The organism is Comamonas sp. wu1-DMT, from assembly GCF_040187805.1.
Taxonomy (GTDB): domain Bacteria; phylum Pseudomonadota; class Gammaproteobacteria; order Burkholderiales; family Burkholderiaceae_C; genus Comamonas; species Comamonas thiooxydans.
The window spans coordinates 129,546-147,762 of the sequence record NZ_JBANEM010000007.1 but is presented as its reverse complement, the minus strand read 5'-3'; the positions used below and the strand labels follow the sequence as shown (position 1 = coordinate 147,762).

Annotated in this window: 18 protein-coding genes and 2 pseudogenes; 7 read left to right on the top strand and 13 right to left on the bottom strand. The window is 61.2% G+C overall.

The window, feature by feature from the left end:
• Positions 1-32: 32 nt before the first annotated feature.
• From soxY to V8Z78_RS12200, 6 genes are all read right to left on the bottom strand, one after another.
• Positions 33-488, bottom strand: coding sequence for a thiosulfate oxidation carrier protein SoxY (gene soxY / locus V8Z78_RS12225; protein ID WP_034361536.1), 456 nt, complete (start codon positions 486-488; stop codon positions 33-35).
• Between the two features lie 47 nt (positions 489-535).
• Positions 536-1,606, bottom strand: a complete 1,071-nt coding sequence (locus V8Z78_RS12220) for a c-type cytochrome (protein WP_349731443.1) — start codon at positions 1,604-1,606, stop codon at positions 536-538.
• Positions 1,590-2,942 carry a sulfite dehydrogenase gene (gene soxC, locus V8Z78_RS12215; protein ID WP_179626394.1) on the bottom strand — a complete coding sequence of 451 codons (1,353 nt, stop codon included), beginning with the start codon at positions 2,940-2,942 and terminating at the stop codon, positions 1,590-1,592. The genes V8Z78_RS12220 and soxC overlap by 17 nt, the downstream gene beginning before the upstream one ends.
• A gap of 55 nt (positions 2,943-2,997) precedes the next feature.
• Positions 2,998-3,318, bottom strand: coding sequence for a c-type cytochrome (locus tag V8Z78_RS12210; RefSeq protein ID WP_012838844.1), 321 nt, complete (start codon positions 3,316-3,318; stop codon positions 2,998-3,000).
• A 126-nt stretch (positions 3,319-3,444) separates the two neighbouring features.
• Positions 3,445-3,936, bottom strand: a complete 492-nt coding sequence (locus tag V8Z78_RS12205; RefSeq protein ID WP_349731442.1) for a thioredoxin domain-containing protein — start codon at positions 3,934-3,936, stop codon at positions 3,445-3,447.
• Positions 3,936-4,928 carry an MBL fold metallo-hydrolase gene (locus tag V8Z78_RS12200; protein WP_087863735.1) on the bottom strand — a complete coding sequence of 331 codons (993 nt, stop codon included), beginning with the start codon at positions 4,926-4,928 and terminating at the stop codon, positions 3,936-3,938. Before V8Z78_RS12200 ends, V8Z78_RS12205 begins: the two co-directional genes overlap by 1 nt.
• A gap of 159 nt (positions 4,929-5,087) precedes the next feature.
• On the opposite strand from V8Z78_RS12200, the gene V8Z78_RS12195 reads away from it, so the two are divergent.
• A complete protein-coding gene (locus V8Z78_RS12195) occupies positions 5,088-5,501 on the top strand; it encodes a DsrE family protein (RefSeq protein ID WP_046460159.1) in 414 nt (137 codons plus the stop codon).
• A 61-nt stretch (positions 5,502-5,562) separates the two neighbouring features.
• On the opposite strand, the pseudogene V8Z78_RS12190 reads toward V8Z78_RS12195, so the two are convergent.
• Positions 5,563-5,872: pseudogene (locus tag V8Z78_RS12190) on the bottom strand (ArsR/SmtB family transcription factor).
• Between the two features lie 233 nt (positions 5,873-6,105).
• Positions 6,106-6,699, bottom strand: coding sequence for an NUDIX domain-containing protein (locus tag V8Z78_RS12185; RefSeq protein WP_046460158.1), 594 nt, complete (start codon positions 6,697-6,699; stop codon positions 6,106-6,108).
• 96 nt (positions 6,700-6,795) lie between these two features.
• Between V8Z78_RS12185 and V8Z78_RS12180 the strand changes: the two genes are divergently transcribed.
• A complete protein-coding gene (locus tag V8Z78_RS12180) occupies positions 6,796-7,734 on the top strand; it encodes an MBL fold metallo-hydrolase (RefSeq protein WP_003062796.1) in 939 nt (312 codons plus the stop codon).
• Positions 7,735-7,867: 133 nt separating this feature from the next.
• Here V8Z78_RS12180 and V8Z78_RS12175 read toward each other — a convergent pair whose 3' ends face one another.
• Complete coding sequence (locus tag V8Z78_RS12175; protein WP_012838850.1) at positions 7,868-8,938, bottom strand: beta-keto acid cleavage family enzyme; 1,071 nt, start codon at positions 8,936-8,938, stop codon at positions 7,868-7,870.
• 769 nt (positions 8,939-9,707) lie between these two features.
• On the opposite strand from V8Z78_RS12175, the gene V8Z78_RS12170 reads away from it, so the two are divergent.
• Positions 9,708-10,706 carry a Bug family tripartite tricarboxylate transporter substrate binding protein gene (locus tag V8Z78_RS12170; protein ID WP_349731441.1) on the top strand — a complete coding sequence of 333 codons (999 nt, stop codon included), beginning with the start codon at positions 9,708-9,710 and terminating at the stop codon, positions 10,704-10,706.
• A 77-nt stretch (positions 10,707-10,783) separates the two neighbouring features.
• On the opposite strand, the gene V8Z78_RS12165 is transcribed toward V8Z78_RS12170, so the two are convergent.
• Positions 10,784-11,806, bottom strand: coding sequence for an AraC family transcriptional regulator (locus tag V8Z78_RS12165; protein ID WP_349731440.1), 1,023 nt, complete (start codon positions 11,804-11,806; stop codon positions 10,784-10,786).
• Between the two features lie 110 nt (positions 11,807-11,916).
• Between V8Z78_RS12165 and V8Z78_RS12160 the strand changes: the two genes are divergently transcribed.
• The 4 genes and pseudogenes from V8Z78_RS12160 (at position 11,917) to V8Z78_RS12145 (ending at position 15,950) form a co-directional block, all read left to right on the top strand.
• On the top strand, positions 11,917-12,828 hold the full coding sequence (locus V8Z78_RS12160; RefSeq protein WP_349731439.1) for a TauD/TfdA dioxygenase family protein: 912 nt from the start codon (positions 11,917-11,919) through the stop codon (positions 12,826-12,828).
• Between the two features lie 15 nt (positions 12,829-12,843).
• Positions 12,844-13,447: pseudogene (locus V8Z78_RS12155) on the top strand (RBBP9/YdeN family alpha/beta hydrolase).
• Positions 13,448-13,546: 99 nt separating this feature from the next.
• Positions 13,547-14,599, top strand: a complete 1,053-nt coding sequence (locus V8Z78_RS12150; protein ID WP_349731438.1) for a Bug family tripartite tricarboxylate transporter substrate binding protein — start codon at positions 13,547-13,549, stop codon at positions 14,597-14,599.
• 253 nt (positions 14,600-14,852) lie between these two features.
• Positions 14,853-15,950: a porin gene (locus V8Z78_RS12145; protein ID WP_349731437.1), complete on the top strand. Its 1,098-nt coding sequence runs from the start codon at positions 14,853-14,855 to the stop codon at positions 15,948-15,950.
• Positions 15,951-16,077: 127 nt separating this feature from the next.
• On the opposite strand, the gene V8Z78_RS12140 is transcribed toward V8Z78_RS12145, so the two are convergent.
• From V8Z78_RS12140 to V8Z78_RS12130, 3 genes are all read right to left on the bottom strand, one after another.
• The gene (locus V8Z78_RS12140; RefSeq protein WP_050788931.1) at positions 16,078-16,428 is read right to left on the bottom strand and encodes a Rieske (2Fe-2S) protein; all 351 of its coding nucleotides are present in this window, start codon (positions 16,426-16,428) and stop codon (positions 16,078-16,080) included.
• Positions 16,397-17,053 (bottom strand): DsbA family protein, encoded by a 657-nt coding sequence (locus V8Z78_RS12135; RefSeq protein WP_349731436.1) that lies wholly within the window; start codon positions 17,051-17,053, stop codon positions 16,397-16,399. The genes V8Z78_RS12140 and V8Z78_RS12135 overlap by 32 nt, the downstream gene beginning before the upstream one ends.
• Before the next feature lie 92 nt (positions 17,054-17,145).
• Positions 17,146-18,126: a quinone oxidoreductase family protein gene (locus V8Z78_RS12130; protein ID WP_003062779.1), complete on the bottom strand. Its 981-nt coding sequence runs from the start codon at positions 18,124-18,126 to the stop codon at positions 17,146-17,148.
• Between the last annotated feature and the right edge of the window lie 91 nt (positions 18,127-18,217).

The window sequence follows — 18,217 nt, the reverse complement described above, 5'->3', positions numbered from 1 at the left end:
GTTCTTCTCCTGTTTCAGATGACTTTTTGCAATCAACCGCCGCAGCCACCGAGGGTGACCTTGACTTCCTTCTTGGCATAGAAAGCCTTGCCGTCATTGGTGATGGCCACGGCATACACATCGGAGGACTGCCCCAGCTTGGCGCGGGTCAGGAAGTTGGCTTCCAGCGCCTCGTTGACGGTGAAGGCCGCAACCAGCGTGTTGGGGTTCTTTTCCACCAGCACCAGCATCTGCTTCACATTGGGCAGGCTGGTCGCTGCGCCCAGGGGCACGACGGCCCCGTTTTCGGCGATGTCGGGCGCCGTCAGCGTCACGTCCTTGCTCTCGGCAGGCGCAGCAGCTCCCATGGCCTTGAGCACATCGGCCACGGTCTTGGCATCGAAAGCGGTCTTGTTATAGGCAGCCTGCGCTGCTTGCGGCAGCAGGCCGGCGGCCACCAGCATGCCGAGCACGGCCGCACTGTTCCTGAGGGCGTCTCTACGTTTCATCTTTGTCTCCTTTTCATTCATTTCACAGTCGCACGACACAAGCTGCATCAGGGCTTGGCGCCCGCCGCCAGCCACTGGGCAATCACCTTGGCATCAGCATCGCTGAGATTGGGCTGGGGTGGCATGGGTGTTGATCCCCAGACGCCGGAGCCTCCGACCCTGATCTTGTTTGCCAGATAGTCCAGCTGGCCACCGTGCTTGCTGGCAATTTCGCTGAAGGCCGGGCCGACGAGTTTCTGCACCATGCCGTGGCAAGCCATGCAGGCGTTCTTCTCCAGCAAGGCCGTCGGTGCCGCACTGCCCGATTTCCTGTCAACCGCAGGCTTGACCGCCTTGCTTGCACCGCCATCGGTCTCGATGCCGCGCTGGGCACCGACCAGCCGGTTCTGCTGGGCCAGATTGCCGTGGTTGTTGCTGGCATGCTCGGGCAAGGCCGAGCGCAGCCTGGGCTCGGGGCCGCAGTTGCTCATGCAGGCAGTGGCCAGCACATCGGGCCTGGTGCTCTTGCCGAACTCATTGCCGGGCCACAGAGCATGCCGGGTCGTCATGCCGTTGCGGTTGGGCAGCTTCCGCTGCACCTCGGCAATGTTCGTATCGCTGAGCGTGAAGCTCTCGGGCACCACGCCACCGAGGTTGAGCAGATAGGCCGTGACGGCATACACCTCTTCGGTGGACAGCGACTTGGGCGCATTCCAGGGCATGGCACGATTGATGTAATCCCACAGCGTGGACACCGTGGCCACCTTCATCAGGGTCGTGCGGCCCGGAAAGGCCGGATCCTTGAGCCGCGCCACATGCCCGGTCTTGATGTCCTCGGCCGTGGTGCCGCCGACCAGCGGGCTGAACACCTCGTTGGATTCGCCGAACACCCCATGGCAGGACGCGCATTTGGCCTCCCACACATCCATGCCTTTTTGCACCGAGCCCGAGCCTGCGGGCAGCCCCTTGAAGTCAGGGCGCACATCGATATCCCAGGCCAGAACCTCCTTGCCCGTGGCATTGCGGCCCACGCCGGGATAGCGGTCTTCGGCAGACTTGCTCTGCGCTGCAGCGGGCCCGGCGGCCACGCCCATGGCAAGCAGCGTCAGCAGGAGCAGAGGTTTATGCAAGCTGAACATTCGCGACCTCCCCGTTGGCACGTACCGCCCAGGACTGGATGGAATTGTTGTGATAGATGGAGCGCGTGCCGCGCGCGGCACGCAGTTGCTGGTAGCTGGGCTGCACATAGCCGGTCTCATCCATGGCGCGGCTCTGGATGATGCATTCCTCGCCATTCCAGACCCAGTCCAGGTTGAAGCGCGTCAGGCATTTGCCCATCACCGGCCCTTCGAGCCGGGCCGTGCGCCAGTTGCGACCGCCATCCACACTCACATCCACGCGCTTGACCTTGCCGCGCCCCGACCAGGCCAGGCCCGTGATGTTGTAGAAACCCTTGTCCAGCAGCATCTGGCCGCCGGACGGCGTGGTGACCACACTCTTGCACTCCTGAATGCTCGAGTACTGACGGTGCTGTCCATCGGGCATCAGGTCCACATAGTGGATCGCCTCGTCCTTGGCTGCATAAGGCATGTCGCCCACCTCGATGCGGCGCAGGTATTTCACCCAGCTCACGCCCTGCACGCCCGGCACCACCAGACGCAGCGGATAGCCCTGCTCGGGCCGCAGCATCTCGCCGTTCTGGCCGTAGGCCACCAACACTTCGCCCGAGGTAATCAGCTCTACGGGGATGGTTCGCGTCATGGACGAGCCATCCGCCCCCTCGGCCAGAATGAACTTGCCCTTCTTCAGATCGGCACCGGCCATCTCCAGCAGGGTGATCAGGGGCACGCCCGTGAACTCGCTGCACGACAGCATGCCGTGTGTGTACTGCACCGTGGGCACGGCCACATTGCCCCACTCCATGCCGGTGTTGGCGCCGCATTCTATGAAATGAAAGCGCGACACCGAAGGCAGACGCATGATCTCGTCCATGGTGAAGACCTTGGGATTCTTCACCAAGCCGTTGATCATCAGCCTGTGCTTGGAAGGGTCGATATCCCACCAGCCCTGGTGGTGGCGCTCGAAATGCAGACCGCTGGGCGTGACGATGCCGAACAGCGACTGCAGCGGCGCAAACGATACCGAGGCCTGCTTGGTCTGGGTCAGACCCGGGCTCTGGCGACGCTGCACATTGGCCTCGTACCTGGAAGGCTTGCCGTAGCCGTCGGTGACCACCGGCTGGCCCAGGCCCTTGCTGTGTGCGGGCAGCTCCAGAATATTCGGGTCCCCATCGCCGCTCACGGCCTGCCGCTCCTGCGCATGGACAGCTGCAGCGCTGGCTGCCGCGGCCGCGAAAGCCCCGCGAATGAAGTCACGCCGACCTGCCCTGGCTTCGGCAAACACCGTACCTACATCGTCCGCCCGCACAAAGTTTTCGGGTGCCTTGCGCACCTTGCCCATCAACTGGCTTTGCATAAGCTCTCTCTTTGATCGTTGGTGGCGCTTACCGGGAAAGCACGACACGCCTGTTTCATTTGGAACCCTTGAGAATCCAGGCCGCCAGCGTCTGGGTGTCCGCATCGCTGAGTGCTGGCTGGGCGGGCATGGGCACCGGCCCCCATTTGCCGGAGCCACCGGCCTTGATGCTTTTGACCAGATAGGCCTGTGCATCGGCCTGGGCCGCATATTTCCTGGCCACATCCTGGAACGCCGGGCCTACCAGTTTCTTGTCCGCCGCATGGCAGGCCATGCAGGCGTTCTTCTGCGCCAGCGCCTGATCCGCCTGCGCCAGTGCAGGAACAGCCAGCCCCAGCAACACTGTCAAGCCACCCAGCCAGGATGCAGTCTTCATCGCTTGGTCTCCTTATATTTATATATAAGCATGTTGTTATTTAAAGTATCCAACAGCTCGTCAGATTTGAGATCCCGCGCTAACCCTCGTTATTCCCGAACAGGAACAGCGATACCCATACCCGGCTCAACGCCCCTGCACCGCTGCCCGGGCAGTCTTCATGCGCTCATCCAGATAAGCGCCATAAAAATCGGGGATGGAGCTGCCAATCAGGCGATCAGCCACTTCCCGTCGTCCTGCTCCATGAAAAAGCACGGTGGGAGCAACCTCGATCTCCAGTTGCCTGACCATGTCGTCATGCGTGGTCGCCGTGCCATCCCAGCTCTGCAAAGGCTCACGTGACAGAAAATGAATCTGAGTCACCAAAGCCCCGGACTGTTGCAACGGCAGCAAGTAATGTTCGCGCACGATCTTGCAGAACGGGCAGCCATGCAGGCTTGCCATCACCACCAACGGCTGCTTGCGGGCCAGCGCCAAGGCCAGGTCGTGCTGCAGACTCTGGCTGGTGGGCAGCAGGCGCTCAGAGGCATCGAGCGCCGCCCACGCCGGGGCCACCCCCGCCAGCAGCAGCTGCAAGCACAGTCTTCTGCGGGCACGAAAGGAGCTGGCTGTTTCCATCACGGCTTTTCCTGCTCCATCAGCAAAAAGGTGTTGTAGGCATTCATGCGATTGGCTTCCTTGAACAGCGGGTAAGCCGAGAACCTGGACCAGTCCGTCGCCTGATAGGCCTCGTCAAACGGGTCGAGGTTGGCTGCGGCCTTGCCCATGGCCTCGCGCAGATAGTGCAGATAGTCTCGCGTCAGCTGCATGTCCTGGCGCGGCTGCTCGGAGGCCGGGCCGTGGCCCGGCACCATGACCTTGACGGGGAGCTTGAGCAACTCATCCAGCGCGGCAATCCAGTGGCGGCTGTCGGCCTGGCCCACATAGGGAATGCGGTTGCGAAACACCACATCGCCGATGAAGAGCACGCCGCTTTGCGGCAGGAAGATGGCCGTATCCTCCGGCGTATGCGAGGGCCCCATATGCTGCAGCACAAAGTCCACGCCCCCCACCTTCAGCGTGGAGCTATCACCCGACACCCATTGATTCGCGGGCACCAGGCGCGTGCTCCGGTCGACCCAGGGCGCCAGGTCCTTGCGCGAAGCCTCAAGCCGCAGATGCGCGGTTTCTGAGTTGATGTATTCACGCGCCTGGGCATGGGCCACGATTTTTGCGCCCAGGGCCTCGAACACCTGCAGGCCATAGATGTGGTCGGCGTGATAGTGGGTCAGCAGCACATGGCTGATGGGCTTGGGCGTCAGCGTACGGATTTTCTGCACCAGCTCCTCGGCCAGTGCGGGCGAACCCAGCGCATCGATCACGACCACGCTGTCATGGGTGATGACAAAGCCCGCATTGGAGATGAAGTTACGATTGGCCGGGCTGCCCAGCGCCGATACGCCCTGCACAAAAAATACATTGGCAGCCACCTGTTGCAACTCCATCACGGGCGCGCTGACCGCTTGCGGAATGAGCGACCTGGGGGCTGCATCATGCGCGGCCGCTGTACCTGTCGCTGCAATCGCTGCCCACACAAAGCTCCTCAGCGCAGCTCCTGCCCAGCTTGTCATGGCTTTGTCTCCCTTGCATGGGCAGCGCGTCATGCTTGCATGTCGCCACTAGCGCTTGCCCTATTTTTGAATGTTTGCGTCATCGTTAATATAAGCAAGTGGCAATATTTAACCAAGGGCATCTTCCCTGATTCCCATAGACACCACAGGAGACATTCCATGAAGCGCCAGTTCATTGCCCTGAGCTTTGCCCTGTGTACGGCGATTGCCGCCGCTCAGGATGTGAAAGTGGTCTATCACGTCAACACCGGCGTGGAGACAGCGGCCGCCATACTCGCCAATATCAATAACGAACTCAATGCCTCGCCCACGGACAAGATCGTGGTGGTCACCCATGGCCCAGGCATAGACTTTCTGCTGAACAATGCCAAGGACAGCAAGGGCCGCGAGTTCAGCGGCCAGGTCAGCGCACTGGTGGGGCGCGGCGTGGAGTTCAAGGTCTGCAACAACACGCTGCAAACGCGCAAGCTCGATGCCTCAAGCCTGCTGATGGAGGCCTCGGTCGTCCCCTCCGGTGTGGCCGAAGTCGCACGCCTGCAGGCCAAAGAAGGCTTTGTCTATCTCAAGCCCTGAACCACATACGGCCATGAAAAAAGGCGCCTGGTGCGCCTTTTCTTCTTTTGGGCTCAAGCCGTCAGTTCTGTTCGATGGCAATCTGCACGCAGATGGTGCGGCACATATGGACGACCTTCTCGTTGGCGATGAAGTAGTAGATGCTGACCCCTTCGCGCCTGCGGCCCAGAATGCCGGACTGGTACAACGTGTTCAGATGCTGAGACATATTGGGCTGAGTCGTGTCTATGGAAGCCAGCAGCTCGGAGACGTTTTTTTTCTCCGTTGCACAACGCGCTGATGATCTTCAGCCGCATGGGCGCAGCCATGGCTTTGAACAGCTCGGCCGCACTCTCGAAAACGCTGTCATCCTCAAGCTCTGACGATTCCATGAAACACTCCTGAACACCGCTTCAGACGGCAACCCTCAAATAGAGGTGGTACGCCATGGTGCATGGCACCAGTTTATAGGAAGGTCATGCAGCGCCTGTCATCACCCGACGACAAACACTGATAGGCATCAGGCAATCCCGAAAAAGAAGCAGCCAGCGCCTGACTGCTATGAATTTCAGGAACTTTCATAGCTGAAACCCATTGCCAATATACGCAAGCAGCTATCAAAAAATCAAGCTGGCTTCCACTCCAGAGGCCAGGCACCGCTTTGCACGTTCTGCAGCCACAGGCAGCAGCTCAGGGTCTTGGCGTCGGTGACCTGGCCGCTACGCACGCCGTCCAGCAGCTCATCAGCCGTCATGCTGCAGACATCGAGAAACTCGTCGGCATCGAGCTGGCGCTCGCCCGCAGTCAGGCCGCGCGCGAAGAAGATGTGAATGACTTCGTCGGAGTAGCCGATCGCCAGATGCATGGGGCCGGCATAGGCCCATTCCCGCGCGCTGTAGCCGGTTTCCTCCAGCAGCTCGCGCTGAGCGCAGATCAGCGGCTGCTCGCCTGCATCGAGCTTGCCTGCAGGAAACTCCGTCATGACCCGGCCCACGGGGTAGCGAAACTGCCGCTCCAGCAGCACGCGGCCATCGTCGAGCAGGCCTATCACCACCACGGCGCCGGGGTGCACCACATACTCGCGCGTGGCCTGCCCGCCATGAGGCAGACGCACGGTATCGAGCCTCACCTGCAGAAAACTGCCCTGGTGCACCAGCTCGCTTTTGATGGGGTGCTCGATCAGATGGGCTTCCTGAGCCTGTTTGTCTTGTTGGGTCATCTCCGACTCGTCTTTCAAAGCGCTGTGGTGACAGCGCAAATACATCCAAGGTTTTAATCTTCGCAGAAGCCGGCTTCACTTTCCTCCACTCAGACCATGATGCATCCCATCGACACAGCCCAGACAGACATACAGCGCCACCAGTTTGGCCGCGTGACGGTGTTTCGCGGCGCCAAGGGTGGCAAGTATCCGGACGGCAACCAGGTCATGACTCGCGGCAGCGATACGCTGGCAGCGCTGGATACGCCTATCGTTGCCAACCATATCGGGGCCGAGTTCGATGCCACCGAGCTGGTGGTGATGGGTCATGTGCATGAGGACCATATGGCCGGCCTGCACCGCCTACCAGACGCGCAGGTCTTTGCTCACGCGGGCGATCTGGCGGCCTTGCAAAGCTGGGAGGGCCTGGTTGCCACCTTTGGCTGGGCTGATTCGGCTCAGGCCGGCATCATGCGCAGCAAGCTGGAGAGCGAATTCTTCTACGCCCCCAGACCCGATGCCAGGGGCTACGAGGATGGAGCCGTCTGGGAGCTGGGTCAGTCGCAGATTCGCGCCATTCATATGCCTGGCCATACGGCAGGCCATACCGTGCTGCTGATCGAGCCCGAAGGTGTTGCCTTTATCGGCGATATCGACCTGACAGGATTCGGCCCTTATTACGGCGATGCCTGCTCCTGTCTGACGGACTTTCGCCGCAGCCTGGCGCGGCTGCCCGAGATCGATGCCCGGGTCTGGGTGACCTCGCACCACAAGGGCATTTACACGGAACGCGAGGCGTTTATTCGAGACCTCAAGCGCTTTGCTGCGGTCATTGACGAGCGCGGTGCGCGCATTCTCGAATGGCTGGCGCAGCGGCCCATGACGCTCTCGCAGATGGTGGAGCAGCGCCTGCTCTACCCGCAAGGCTTTGATGCGCCCTGGGTACAGGGGGCCGAGACGCGCAGCATTTCCCAGCATCTGGATGAGCTGCTGGCGGTCGGAGAAATCCTGCAGGAGCGCAACGTGCGCGGCGAAGACCTTTATCTGCGGGCTTGAATCCAGAGAAATAAAAAAGCCGACTTCTCAAGGAAGTCGGCGGTGGCAGGCGCTTGGCCACGCATCCACCAGGCAAGCGTGACAAAAGCACAGCGGCTAGATCAGCCGGGCCCGGTCACCCGGGCTTTGAGACTCAGGCCACAGCATCCATGGGCTTGCGCAGAAAGCCCTGGTTGGCCCCTTTGCGGTTGGGTGCGAAGCCGTTCTTGGCCAGGGTTTCGTCGGCGGTTTCGTAGAACACGCCGATCTGCTTGATCTCGCGGGCCTGCTGGGCCGTGGCAATCGGGCGACCGAACTCGCCCGCAATGCGCACCAGCTGCTTGATCTGCTCCACGGTGCTCATCTTGCCGGTGCGGGTCTGATTCCACAGCACGTCTTCGATACCGCAGCGCACATGCAGACCCAGGGCCATGCCGATCATATTGATGGGCAGCACGTTCAGCACCGAGCTTTCCACCGTCACGATGGCGTTGTCGGGCACGGCGCGCAGCATATTGGCCAGGTTGTAGATATTGGCCTGGTCCATGCCGCCGCTGATGGCGACCCAGTTCATGACCAGCGGCCCCTTGTAAACGCCACGGCGGATCATGCGCTCTATGGTTTCGAAACTGTTGATGTTGTAGACCTGGAAGGCACTCTGGATGCCCTTTTCGGACAGGCGACGGATATGTTCTTCGACGAAGCTGGGGTTCGAGGGAACAATCATGTCCTTGTAGGTCTTGTGCAGATGCGGGAAGCCGCGCGAGACACCGCGGAAGTCGTCTTCGCCGGCATGCTCGGTCACGTTCATCTGCGTGGTGTTCACGGTCACCGTCACCTGGTCGGGCACGGGTGTCAGCTCGGCCAGCATATGGCGGGTATCGTCGGAGAGCCACTTGGCTTCGCCGTCCGGGCCTTCGGGCGCAAAGCTGATGGAGCCGCCGACCTGGATGATCATCTCGGGCACACGCTCACGCACACCGGCAATAAGCTCGTTGAACTTGGACAGACGCTTGCTGCCCTTGCCGTCGTCTTCACGCACATGCAGATGCAGCACGGTGGCGCCGGCCTCATAGCAGTCCACGGCCTTCTGAATCTGCTCTTCCATGGTGATGGGGATGTCCTCGGGGAAGTCCGAGGGAATCCAGCCCGGAGCGTAGGGAGCAGCAGTGATGATCAGCGGTTGCTGGTTTTCGGGATACAGGTGACCGTCAAGAAAGTTCATGGTTGTTGTCTCCGGTTTGAGTGCGAGAAATCAGTGTCTGGACAAACTGCATCAGCCGATTTCAGGCCATTGCCGATGCGTGAAGCCAGTATCAAATGCCGTACGAGATGCCACTTTGCATTTCAAGACACGCGCTTTCTCAAACGCGACAAGACCAGCAAACCATGCCTGAAGGTGATTGGCTCAGGCAACAGAGAGACGACATCGGCTCATGCACTGCAAAAGTCCAGGCGACTGCCGCGCACCATCGGCAACCTGCGACCTCCCCCTCCTAGCGGCTCCGATTGCAAGGCGCCCATACCGCGCCTCAAGCACGCATCGAAGCCATGCAGGCTGCAGCCCTACATCGGGTAAGTGCGGAGTACTGCAGTCATCAAATGCGAAGTCGCAGGCATGAAACGCCAAGTCACCGGACTTGCGGACCTCCATCATGAATTGGTGCATTCCTACACCCCAAGCACAAGAGCGCAGGGACATGCTGGCAGATTCAGCGGATCACCTATTCGTTGGGTCTGCCCCCTGCGAGACAGAGATCGGCGTCATGCCGAATGTCTGCCCCCATGAAAAACGACAGGAGACATCAATGACAACCGCTGTGAATTTTGCTGGACCACCCGGCCCGCAAGTGATGCCCGTGATTCGCGTCTTGCGAGCCAGGGCCGATAGCGCCGCAGCAAGACAAGCGCTGAATGCTTGCGTTCTTGAAGATGGGCGGGTCACAGACTCTCCCGCCAGCACCATCTGAGCAACTCCATTTAGGGAGCAACACATGCGAAACATTCCTCGAACCCTGCGTTCCTGCGCCGCAATTCTTTGCGTCGGCGTAATGGCCAGCACCGCCGTACAGGCTCAGACCCCCGCATCCGCCTGGCCCGTCAAACCCATCCGCCTCGTCGTTCCTGCGCCTCCTGGTGGCATCACCGATGGTGTGGCGCGCCTGGTGGCCGATCATCTGCAGACCAATCTGGGCCAGCCCGTGGTCGTCGACAACAAACCCGGCGGATCGGCCGTGATTGCCGAGCGCGCCGTGATGAATGCACCTGCCGACTGGCATACGCTGATGATTGCGCCCTCCAGCATCTGGACCGACTTTCCGCTCACCGTGAAGACGCCCTTCGATGTGCACAAGACCTTCACCTATGTCTCGGATGTGGCGTCCATGGTGCATATGCTGGTGGCCAACAACAGCTTCCCGCCCAACAGGATTCAGGAGGTGCTGGACTATGCGCAAAAGAGCAGCAGCCCGATCAATATCGCCAACCTGAGCCCCGGCACCCGCTCCGACATGCTCGGTGAGCTGCTGAGCAAGAAAAGCGGCGGCAATATCACTGCCGTGCCCTACAAAGGCTCGGCCCCTGCCATCGTCGATCTGATCGGCAATCAGGTGCAGCTGACCTTTGAAGTGGTGACCAATGCAGCCCCGCTGGTCAAGGCCGGCAAGGTCAAGGCCCTGGGCGTGGTCTCGCCCAACCGCTCGCGCCTTTTGCCCGACGTGCCCAGCTTTGCCGAGCAGAACATGCCCGACTTTGTACTGCCCGATGCCAGTGTGGGACTGTTCGTGCTGAGCAGCACGCCCCCGGCCCTGATCCAGAAGGTGCGCCAGGAAATGGACAAGGTGACTCAATCCGCCAAGTTTCAGGCGCAGCTCAAAACCCAGGGCTTTGACGCCCCCCAGCCCAGCACGATGACGGAGCTGCAACAAAAAATGCTGAACACGGTGGAGCAGAACCGCAAAATTCTGAGCAAGCTCCGAATCGCCAGCAACTGAAGGACGCTGGCGTAGCCGCCCTCTCCCTGGGGTGGCACTTTGGTAGTGTGTTTGGCGGGCCCTTACGGCCCGCTTTTTTATGCGCCGCCCGTGCCTTCGGTCTGCGCCTTGGCACGGCTGTCCTTGGCACTGCTGCCGAACTGGCTCTGATACCAGCGTGAAAAACTGCTGGGGGCCGTAAAGCCCAGCAGCTCGGCCACTTCGGTCAGAGAGCGGTTGCTCTCGAACACATAGCGCACGGCCAGCTCCTTGCGGATATCGTTCATCAGCGAGGAAAAGCTCTGCCCCTTTTCCGTCAGCCGGCGCTGAATGGTGCGTGGCACCACACCCAGGTGCTCGCTGACTTTCTCAATGCTGCAGCGCCCGCTGGGCAACAGCAGCAAGATGGTGCGGCGCACATCGTCCAGCACTGCTTCCTCGCTCATGGGAGCCACGGACTCCAGCAGCTTCTGGGCATAGCGCACCATGGCAGGGTCGGCAAATTCGTTGCGCGTATCGAGATCGGCCTTGACGCAAACAATGCAGTTGAACTCTTGATTGAACTCCACGCGCGGGCCGAACATCAGGTGATGCATGCTCAGGTCCTTGGGCGCGGCGTGCTCGAAACACACCATGCGAGGCTGCCAGTCGCGACCTATCAGCTGCCGAATGGCGCGCACCATCACGCCCAGCGCCAGCTCCACGCGCTGGCGCGTAGGCTCATGGGCACGGCCGGCCAGCAACAGCTCACGGATCAGCACCGTGTCGGCCTGCTCGTCCAGCTCCAGCGTCATGGCGCCGTTGAGCAGGGCCAGATGACGCACCAGCAGGTTCAGCGAATCGCGCAGCGTAGCCTGATCGCGAATCAGCAGGCCCACCGGCCCCATATTGGACAGCAGGCGCGAGCGCGCCATGCACAGACCAAAGCTTTCATTGCCCGACTGCGTGGCCGAGGCCTGCAGCAAACGCCCCACCTTGTCCACCGGAATCATCAGATCCGGCTCGTCGAGCACACCGGGGCTCAGGCCGGCATCGAGCAGCATGCGCGCGCCATTCAGTCCCGAAGCCTGGGCGACTTCGGCGTAATTGGTCAAGCAGGCGGCGCGAACGAGAGAGGCCATGGGGTTTCACTAACTTGGCACTAATTGCAAAGCACCAGTCATGTAATGACAAGCGCCGATCGAGGGGAGTTTTCACACTGGCGACATTGATTCTATAAGGAGACTTCCCAATGAAAAACGAGGTTGGCGCAGCACCCGCCCTTATCCGCTCCAGCTCTTTGACCCGCTCGCTGGAAGTCAATCCTCTGACCTGCTCCATCGGTGCGGAGCTGTCCAACGTTCACCTGGGAGCGGCCGCCGAGGACGAAGGCTTGATGGCCGAGATCCGCCAGGCACTGCTCAAGCACCGCGTGATCTTTTTCCGCGACCAGGACATCACACGCGCCGAGCATGTGGCGTTTGCCCGCAAATTTGGCGAGCTGGAAGACCACCCGGTGGTGGGAAGCCACCCCGAGCACCCAGGCCTGGTGCAGATCTACAAGACCCCCGACAACCCTCTGGACCGCAACGAAAACTCATGGCACACCGATGCCACCTGGCGCGAGCAGCCCCCCATGGGCTGCGTGCTGCGCTGCGTTGAATGCCCGCCAGTGGGCGGCGACACCATGTGGGTGAACATGGTGATGGCCTATGAGAACCTGCCAGACGACATCAAGGTCAAGATCGAGCATCTGCGTGCCCGCCATAGCATCGAAGCGAGCTTTGGTGCCGTCATGCCTATCGAAAAGCGTCTGACACTCAAGGCCCAATACCCCGACGCCGAGCACCCCGTGGTCCGCATCCACCCCGAAACCGGCGAGAAGATTCTGTTCGTCAACAGCAGCTTCACCACCCATTTCACCAACTACAACACACCCGCCAATGTGCGCTTCGGCCTGGACAAATCGCCCGGTTCCTCGCAACTGCTCAATTACCTGACCAGCCAGGCCATGATTCCCGAGTACCAGGTGCGCTTCAAATGGAGCAAAAACAGCGTAGCCTTCTGGGACAACCGCTCCACCCAGCACTACGCAGTGATGGACTACCAGCCCTGCCACCGCAAGATGGAACGCACCGCCATCATCGGCGGCCCCACGGACTGAGCCAGGAGACAGAAGATGACCTTGAAGCACACGATTCTCATCATCCCCGGCCTGCGCGACCATGTGGAAGAGCACTGGCAGACGCTGCTGGCAAAGGAGCTGACTGCGCAGTCCGTCCCCTGCGTCACCGTTCCACCGCTGGAGCAGGACAAGCTCAGCTGCCATGCCCGCCTGGACGCGATCGACCGTGCACTGGACAGCATCGACGGCCCCGTCATCATCGTGGCGCACAGCGCCGGCTGCATGATGGTCGCGCACTGGGCGCTGCGCCGAGCCCGTCCCATTCTAGGAGCCTTGCTGGCCGCCCCCGCCGATGTGGAAACCCAGATGCCTGCCGGCTACCCCCCCCAAGGATGTGCTGGCAGCCCACGGCTGGACGCCCATCCCGCGCCAGCGCCTGCCGTTTCCCACACTGCTGGCAGCCAGCAGCAATGACCCGCTGACCGCGTTGGAGCGCGCGCGCGGCTTTGCGCGCGACTGGGGGAGCGAGCTGGTGGAGCTGGGCTCCCAGGGCCACCTGAACCCGGCCTCGGGCCATGGCCCCTGGCCGCAGGCAAAACAGCTGATCGAGGATTTGCAGGCTCGGATCGAAGCCCGACAGCCCGAGCCAACGGCCTGAACCGCCCGAAGACCATCACGATGAATGCGCAGCCACCCACAATATATAAAAGGTGCGCGCAGATGGGGAGCCAGATCTCCCCATTGAAGGAGACAAGCAATGAAGGCAACGACACCCGCCTCACGCAATTCAGTGGACACCGCAGGTTCTCGCACCGCGACAGCCTGCGCACTGCGCCGGAAATTAGGCCTGGCCGTCATGGCCGTGGCCGCCAGCCTGGCCTTGCCCGCACAGGCCGAGCAGACCGTGGACTGGCCGACCAAGCCCATACGCCTGATCGTCACCGGGCCTGCCGGCGGCACGGCTGACACCCTGGCCCGCCTGCTGGCAGAGGGCATGCAGCAAGAGCTCAAGCAGCCCGTGATCGTGGAGTCCAAGCCCGGTGCCTCGGGGGCCATCGGCATCCAGGACCTCAAGTCCCATGGCAAAAACGGCTACACCTTTCTGGTAATTCAGGACGGAGCACTGAGCGAGGCGCCCCTGGCCCAGAAAGTCAGTTTCGACCCGTTCAAGGACCTGACGCCGCTGGCCCAGCTCACACGCACCGGACTGGTCATGGTCGCCAACAAGGATTTGCCGTTCCAGACCCTGCCCGAATTCATCAGCTACGCCAGACAGCAACGCGACGGCGTGGACTTTGCCTCCTACGCCACGGGCCTGAAAGGTCACACCTCGGGCATGCTGCTGGGCCAGTTGGCCAAGATCAATATGCGCCATGTGGGCTACAAGGGCTCGCCCCCTGCGCTGGTGGACCTCATGGGAGGTCATATCCCGGTGATGTTCGATGGCGTCACCACTTCGCTACCCCTGATTCGCAGCGGCAAGATCAAGGCGCTGGCAGTCGTCTACCCGAGCCGCCTGCAGACTTTGCCAGAGGTGCCGACCTTCACGGAGCTGGGCTACCCCCAGCTTTCCAAACCAGGCTGGTTTGCCCTGTGGTCCCACCCGCAAACCCCGGCAGCCATCCAGCAGAAGCTGCGGGACGTGGCGCTGGCACATTTCCGCAAGGAGGCCGTGCTCAAACAGCTCGCCACGGTGGGCATGGAGCCCGGCCAGCCTCTTACCACGGCAGAAATGACGGCCGACCTCAAAGAGGCCAGCCGCAAGCAGGCAGCCCTGCTCAAGTCCATAGGCTACAAGCCCGAAAACTGAGGCCCGGGTCCTTGAGCAGTTGCCCTCAAGCTGCTCCATTACTTATCTGATTCAAGACCTCTGCCCGGTGCCCACCCTTGGCACCGTGGGCGGCCGCACCCGGCTCCAGTCCTTTGGCGGGATTAGAGCTGGGGGCTTGCCTGCGCCCTAACCCATCCCCAGGCCCGGCCTTGCCCTGCTGTGTTTTTCGTCGGTTTGCCACCAGGCATCTTTTTTCAACGGTTCAAGGAGACATGAATGACTACAAAAAAAAATGGCTTTCAATGCGCTGAGCGCTCTCGCATGCACGCTGGCGCCGCTGGCAGCCTCGGCACAATCCTCTGTGCAGGTCTATGGCGTGGTGGATATGGCCGTATCCAATTACCGCGGCGCTGGCGCAGGCTCGCGTCAGATGCTGACCTCCAGCGGCAATCAGGCCAGCCGCCTGGGCTTCAAGGGCCGTGAAGATCTCGGCAGCGGTCTGGCCGCCGGCTTTGATCTGGAAGCGGGTCTCAATACCGACAACGGCACCGGCCAGGCCTCCAACACCAACAACCAGCCTTCGGGGGCAGGCAGCAGCAACGGTCTGAGCTTCAACCGCAAGGCCCTGGTCTATCTGCAGAGCAAGCAATGGGGCGAGGTACGCCTGGGCCGCGACTATGTGCCCGCCTTCTGGAACATGTTCAACTACGACCCCTTTCGCCTGGGCGTGGGCATGAGCCTGCATGTGCTGCACGGCACCACTGTGACGGGCTTTCGGGCATCGAACAGCATTGGCTACTTCTCGCCCGGCTGCTCCAGCTCCAGTTGCAAAGGCCTGTTCTATCAGTTGATGACTGCATTCGGTGAAAACGATGCCGGCCCCAACCGCCAGGACGGCCGCGTCTATGGTGCACGCCTGGGCTATGGAGGCGACAACTGGGATGCAGCCGTCGCCATCACGTCCACCAAGAACCGTACGGCCGACGATTACAGACAGATCAATGCCGCCGCATCCTACCTCTGGGAGGGCCACCGCCTCATGGTTCTGGCTGCCGATCACCGCACTGGCAACCGCCTGGCAGGTCTGGACAATGCCGACCATGTACGCTACTGGCAGCTGGGTGCCATCTGGAAGGTCGGTAACGGCAATATCCCCATGAGCTTCATGCGCCTGAACCGCAATGACAACAGCGGCAGCAGCTCCAACAAGTACGCAGTGGGTTATGTGCACAACCTCTCCAAGCGCACCGCACTCTACGGCACCTATGCCTATGTAGACAACCGCGGCAGCATCAACCTGCCGGTGGCCACGGGCGCGCTGCAAGGCCCGATTCCAGTCGCTGGCGGCAATGCCTCGGGCTTTGACATCGGCATTCGCCACACGTTCTGAGTCCAATCCATGGCAACCGGCGCCTGCCGGTTGCCGGCCAGAGGACATCAATCCTGAAACCATAGAAGAAGGCCCGCAGAGAAAATCTGCGGGCCTTCTTCTATGCACATCAGCGCTCGATGGTTTATCAGCAGTTGTCAGGCGGTTTGAGCCAGAGCAGTCCCTCTCTGACAAGAACTTCGTAGAGAGGAATCGTCATCTGCGGCGATGCCGTGCACTTGCCGCTGCGGATATCGAACTTGAGTCCATGCGCGGGGCAGCTCAGCACATGGGCATCGCAATTGCCGCCGGCCATGGAGGCACCCGCATGCGGGCAGCTGTTCTCCAAGGCATAGAACTCGCCTTCGACATTCAGCAGCAAGATGCTCTGGCCACCAGGCGTGAAGACCAACTTTCGCCCGCCAGGCGGCAAATCCCGCACGGCACCGGCGGCCAGCAATGCGGTATCAGGCGAAGATGCTGTCGGCAACACGGGCATGCTCCATGGCGCGCAGCAGCTCCGCGGGCGCCACCGCGCCCGTCACCTGCAGACGCTGGTTGAACACCATATGCGGCACGCCGCCGGTATGGCCGGCCTCGCTTTGGTAGCGCAGCGCATCAAAGCGGGAAGGACTCCAGTCCAGTGCTGCCGAGTGCGCCAGCTGCTGCAGCACCATGACCGAGCCTATATCGCGGCCCTGCACAAAGTAAGCGGCAAAGATGGACTCCACAAAACGGATCATGGATTCACCATCGAGCAGAGTCTGGGCGTAGTTGACCAACGCACAAACCAGGCGCGTGCTGGGGAAGGTTTCAATCAGCGCATGATTGATCTGCAGGCCCGCCGCATGGGCCGCCGAGCGCACCTGGGCACGGCGAACCTCCACGGCCCTGGGACCGCCCAGCCTGGCTTCGTAGAAGGCCTGGTAAGGCACTCCATGCTCCGGGATATGGGGCAGCAGAGTGTCTGCATGCCAATGGATTGCAAGCTGCTGGTCGGGATATCTGGCCAGCAGCATCTCACGGGCGGCCAGCAGATTGCGCTGACCGATCCAGCACCAGGGGCAGATCAGGTCCAGCGAAAAGTCGACCTGCAATGTCGTTGCAGCAGAGCTTTGAGTCATGGCATTTATTTCTTTGGGCAATCACCGGGGTTGATGCAAAAAAGGGCTGAATGGCTCAGCCCTTTTCATACAGAAGTGCTGCCTTTGGTATCTCAGAGCGTGAAGATGGCCGATCCCACAATCTTGCGGGCTTCCAGATCGCGGTGAGCCTGAACGGCGTCTTCCAGCGCATAGCGCTTGCTGATGTCCACCTTGATACGGCCTTCGGCCACATGGGCGAACAGTTCGTTGGCCAGCTCTGCACGCTCCGCGGGGTCGGCGATGTAATGCGCCGATGCAGGACGCGTCAGGAAGAGCGAGCCTTTGCCGGCCAGAATCTGCGGGTTGAATGGCGCAATGGAGCCCGAAGCCGTACCCAGACAGACCATCAGCCCGCGCACCTTCAGGCTGTTGAGCGAGCCCTCGAAAGTGTCCTTGCCCACGCTGTCGAAGACGGCATTCACGCCCACGCCGTCTGTCAACTCACGCACGCGCTTGGCCACGTCTTCGTGGCTGTAGTTGATGGTGTGAACGCAGCCGTTGGCCTTGGCCACTTCGGCCTTGGCATCGCTGGAGACTGTGCCGATCACGTTCAGGCCTTCCAGCTTTGCCCACTGCGACACCAGCAGGCCCACGCCACCGGCTGCAGCATGCAGCAAGATGGTGTCGCCCTTCTTGAAGTCCCAGATGCGGCGCATCAGGTAAGCCGCCGTCAGTCCACGCATGGTGATGGCTGCTGCGGTTTCAAAGCTGATGTTGTCAGGCAGACGGATCAGGGGGGCAGCAGAAATCAGGCGCTCCGTGGCGTAAGCGCCGATGGTGTTCAGCGCGCCGGTATAGGTCACGCGGTCGCCAACCTTGAAATCCGTCACGCCGTCGCCCACGGCCGTGATCGTGCCGCAAGCCTCGCTGCCCACGCCCGCGGGCAAAGGAGCGGGATACAGACCGGAGCGGAAATAGGTATCGGCAAAGTTCAAGGCCACAGCGCCCTGCTTGAGACGGACCTGACCTGGACCGGGTTGGCCGACTTCAATGTCTTCCTGTCGCAACACCTCGGGGCCGCCAACTTCGTGATAACGGATTACTTTAGCCATACAAACTCCCAGTCAGATACCAATCAAAAGGTGATACGGCACACCGCCTCACCTCGAACAGAAGCAATACGAATCAATGACTTAGGCCATA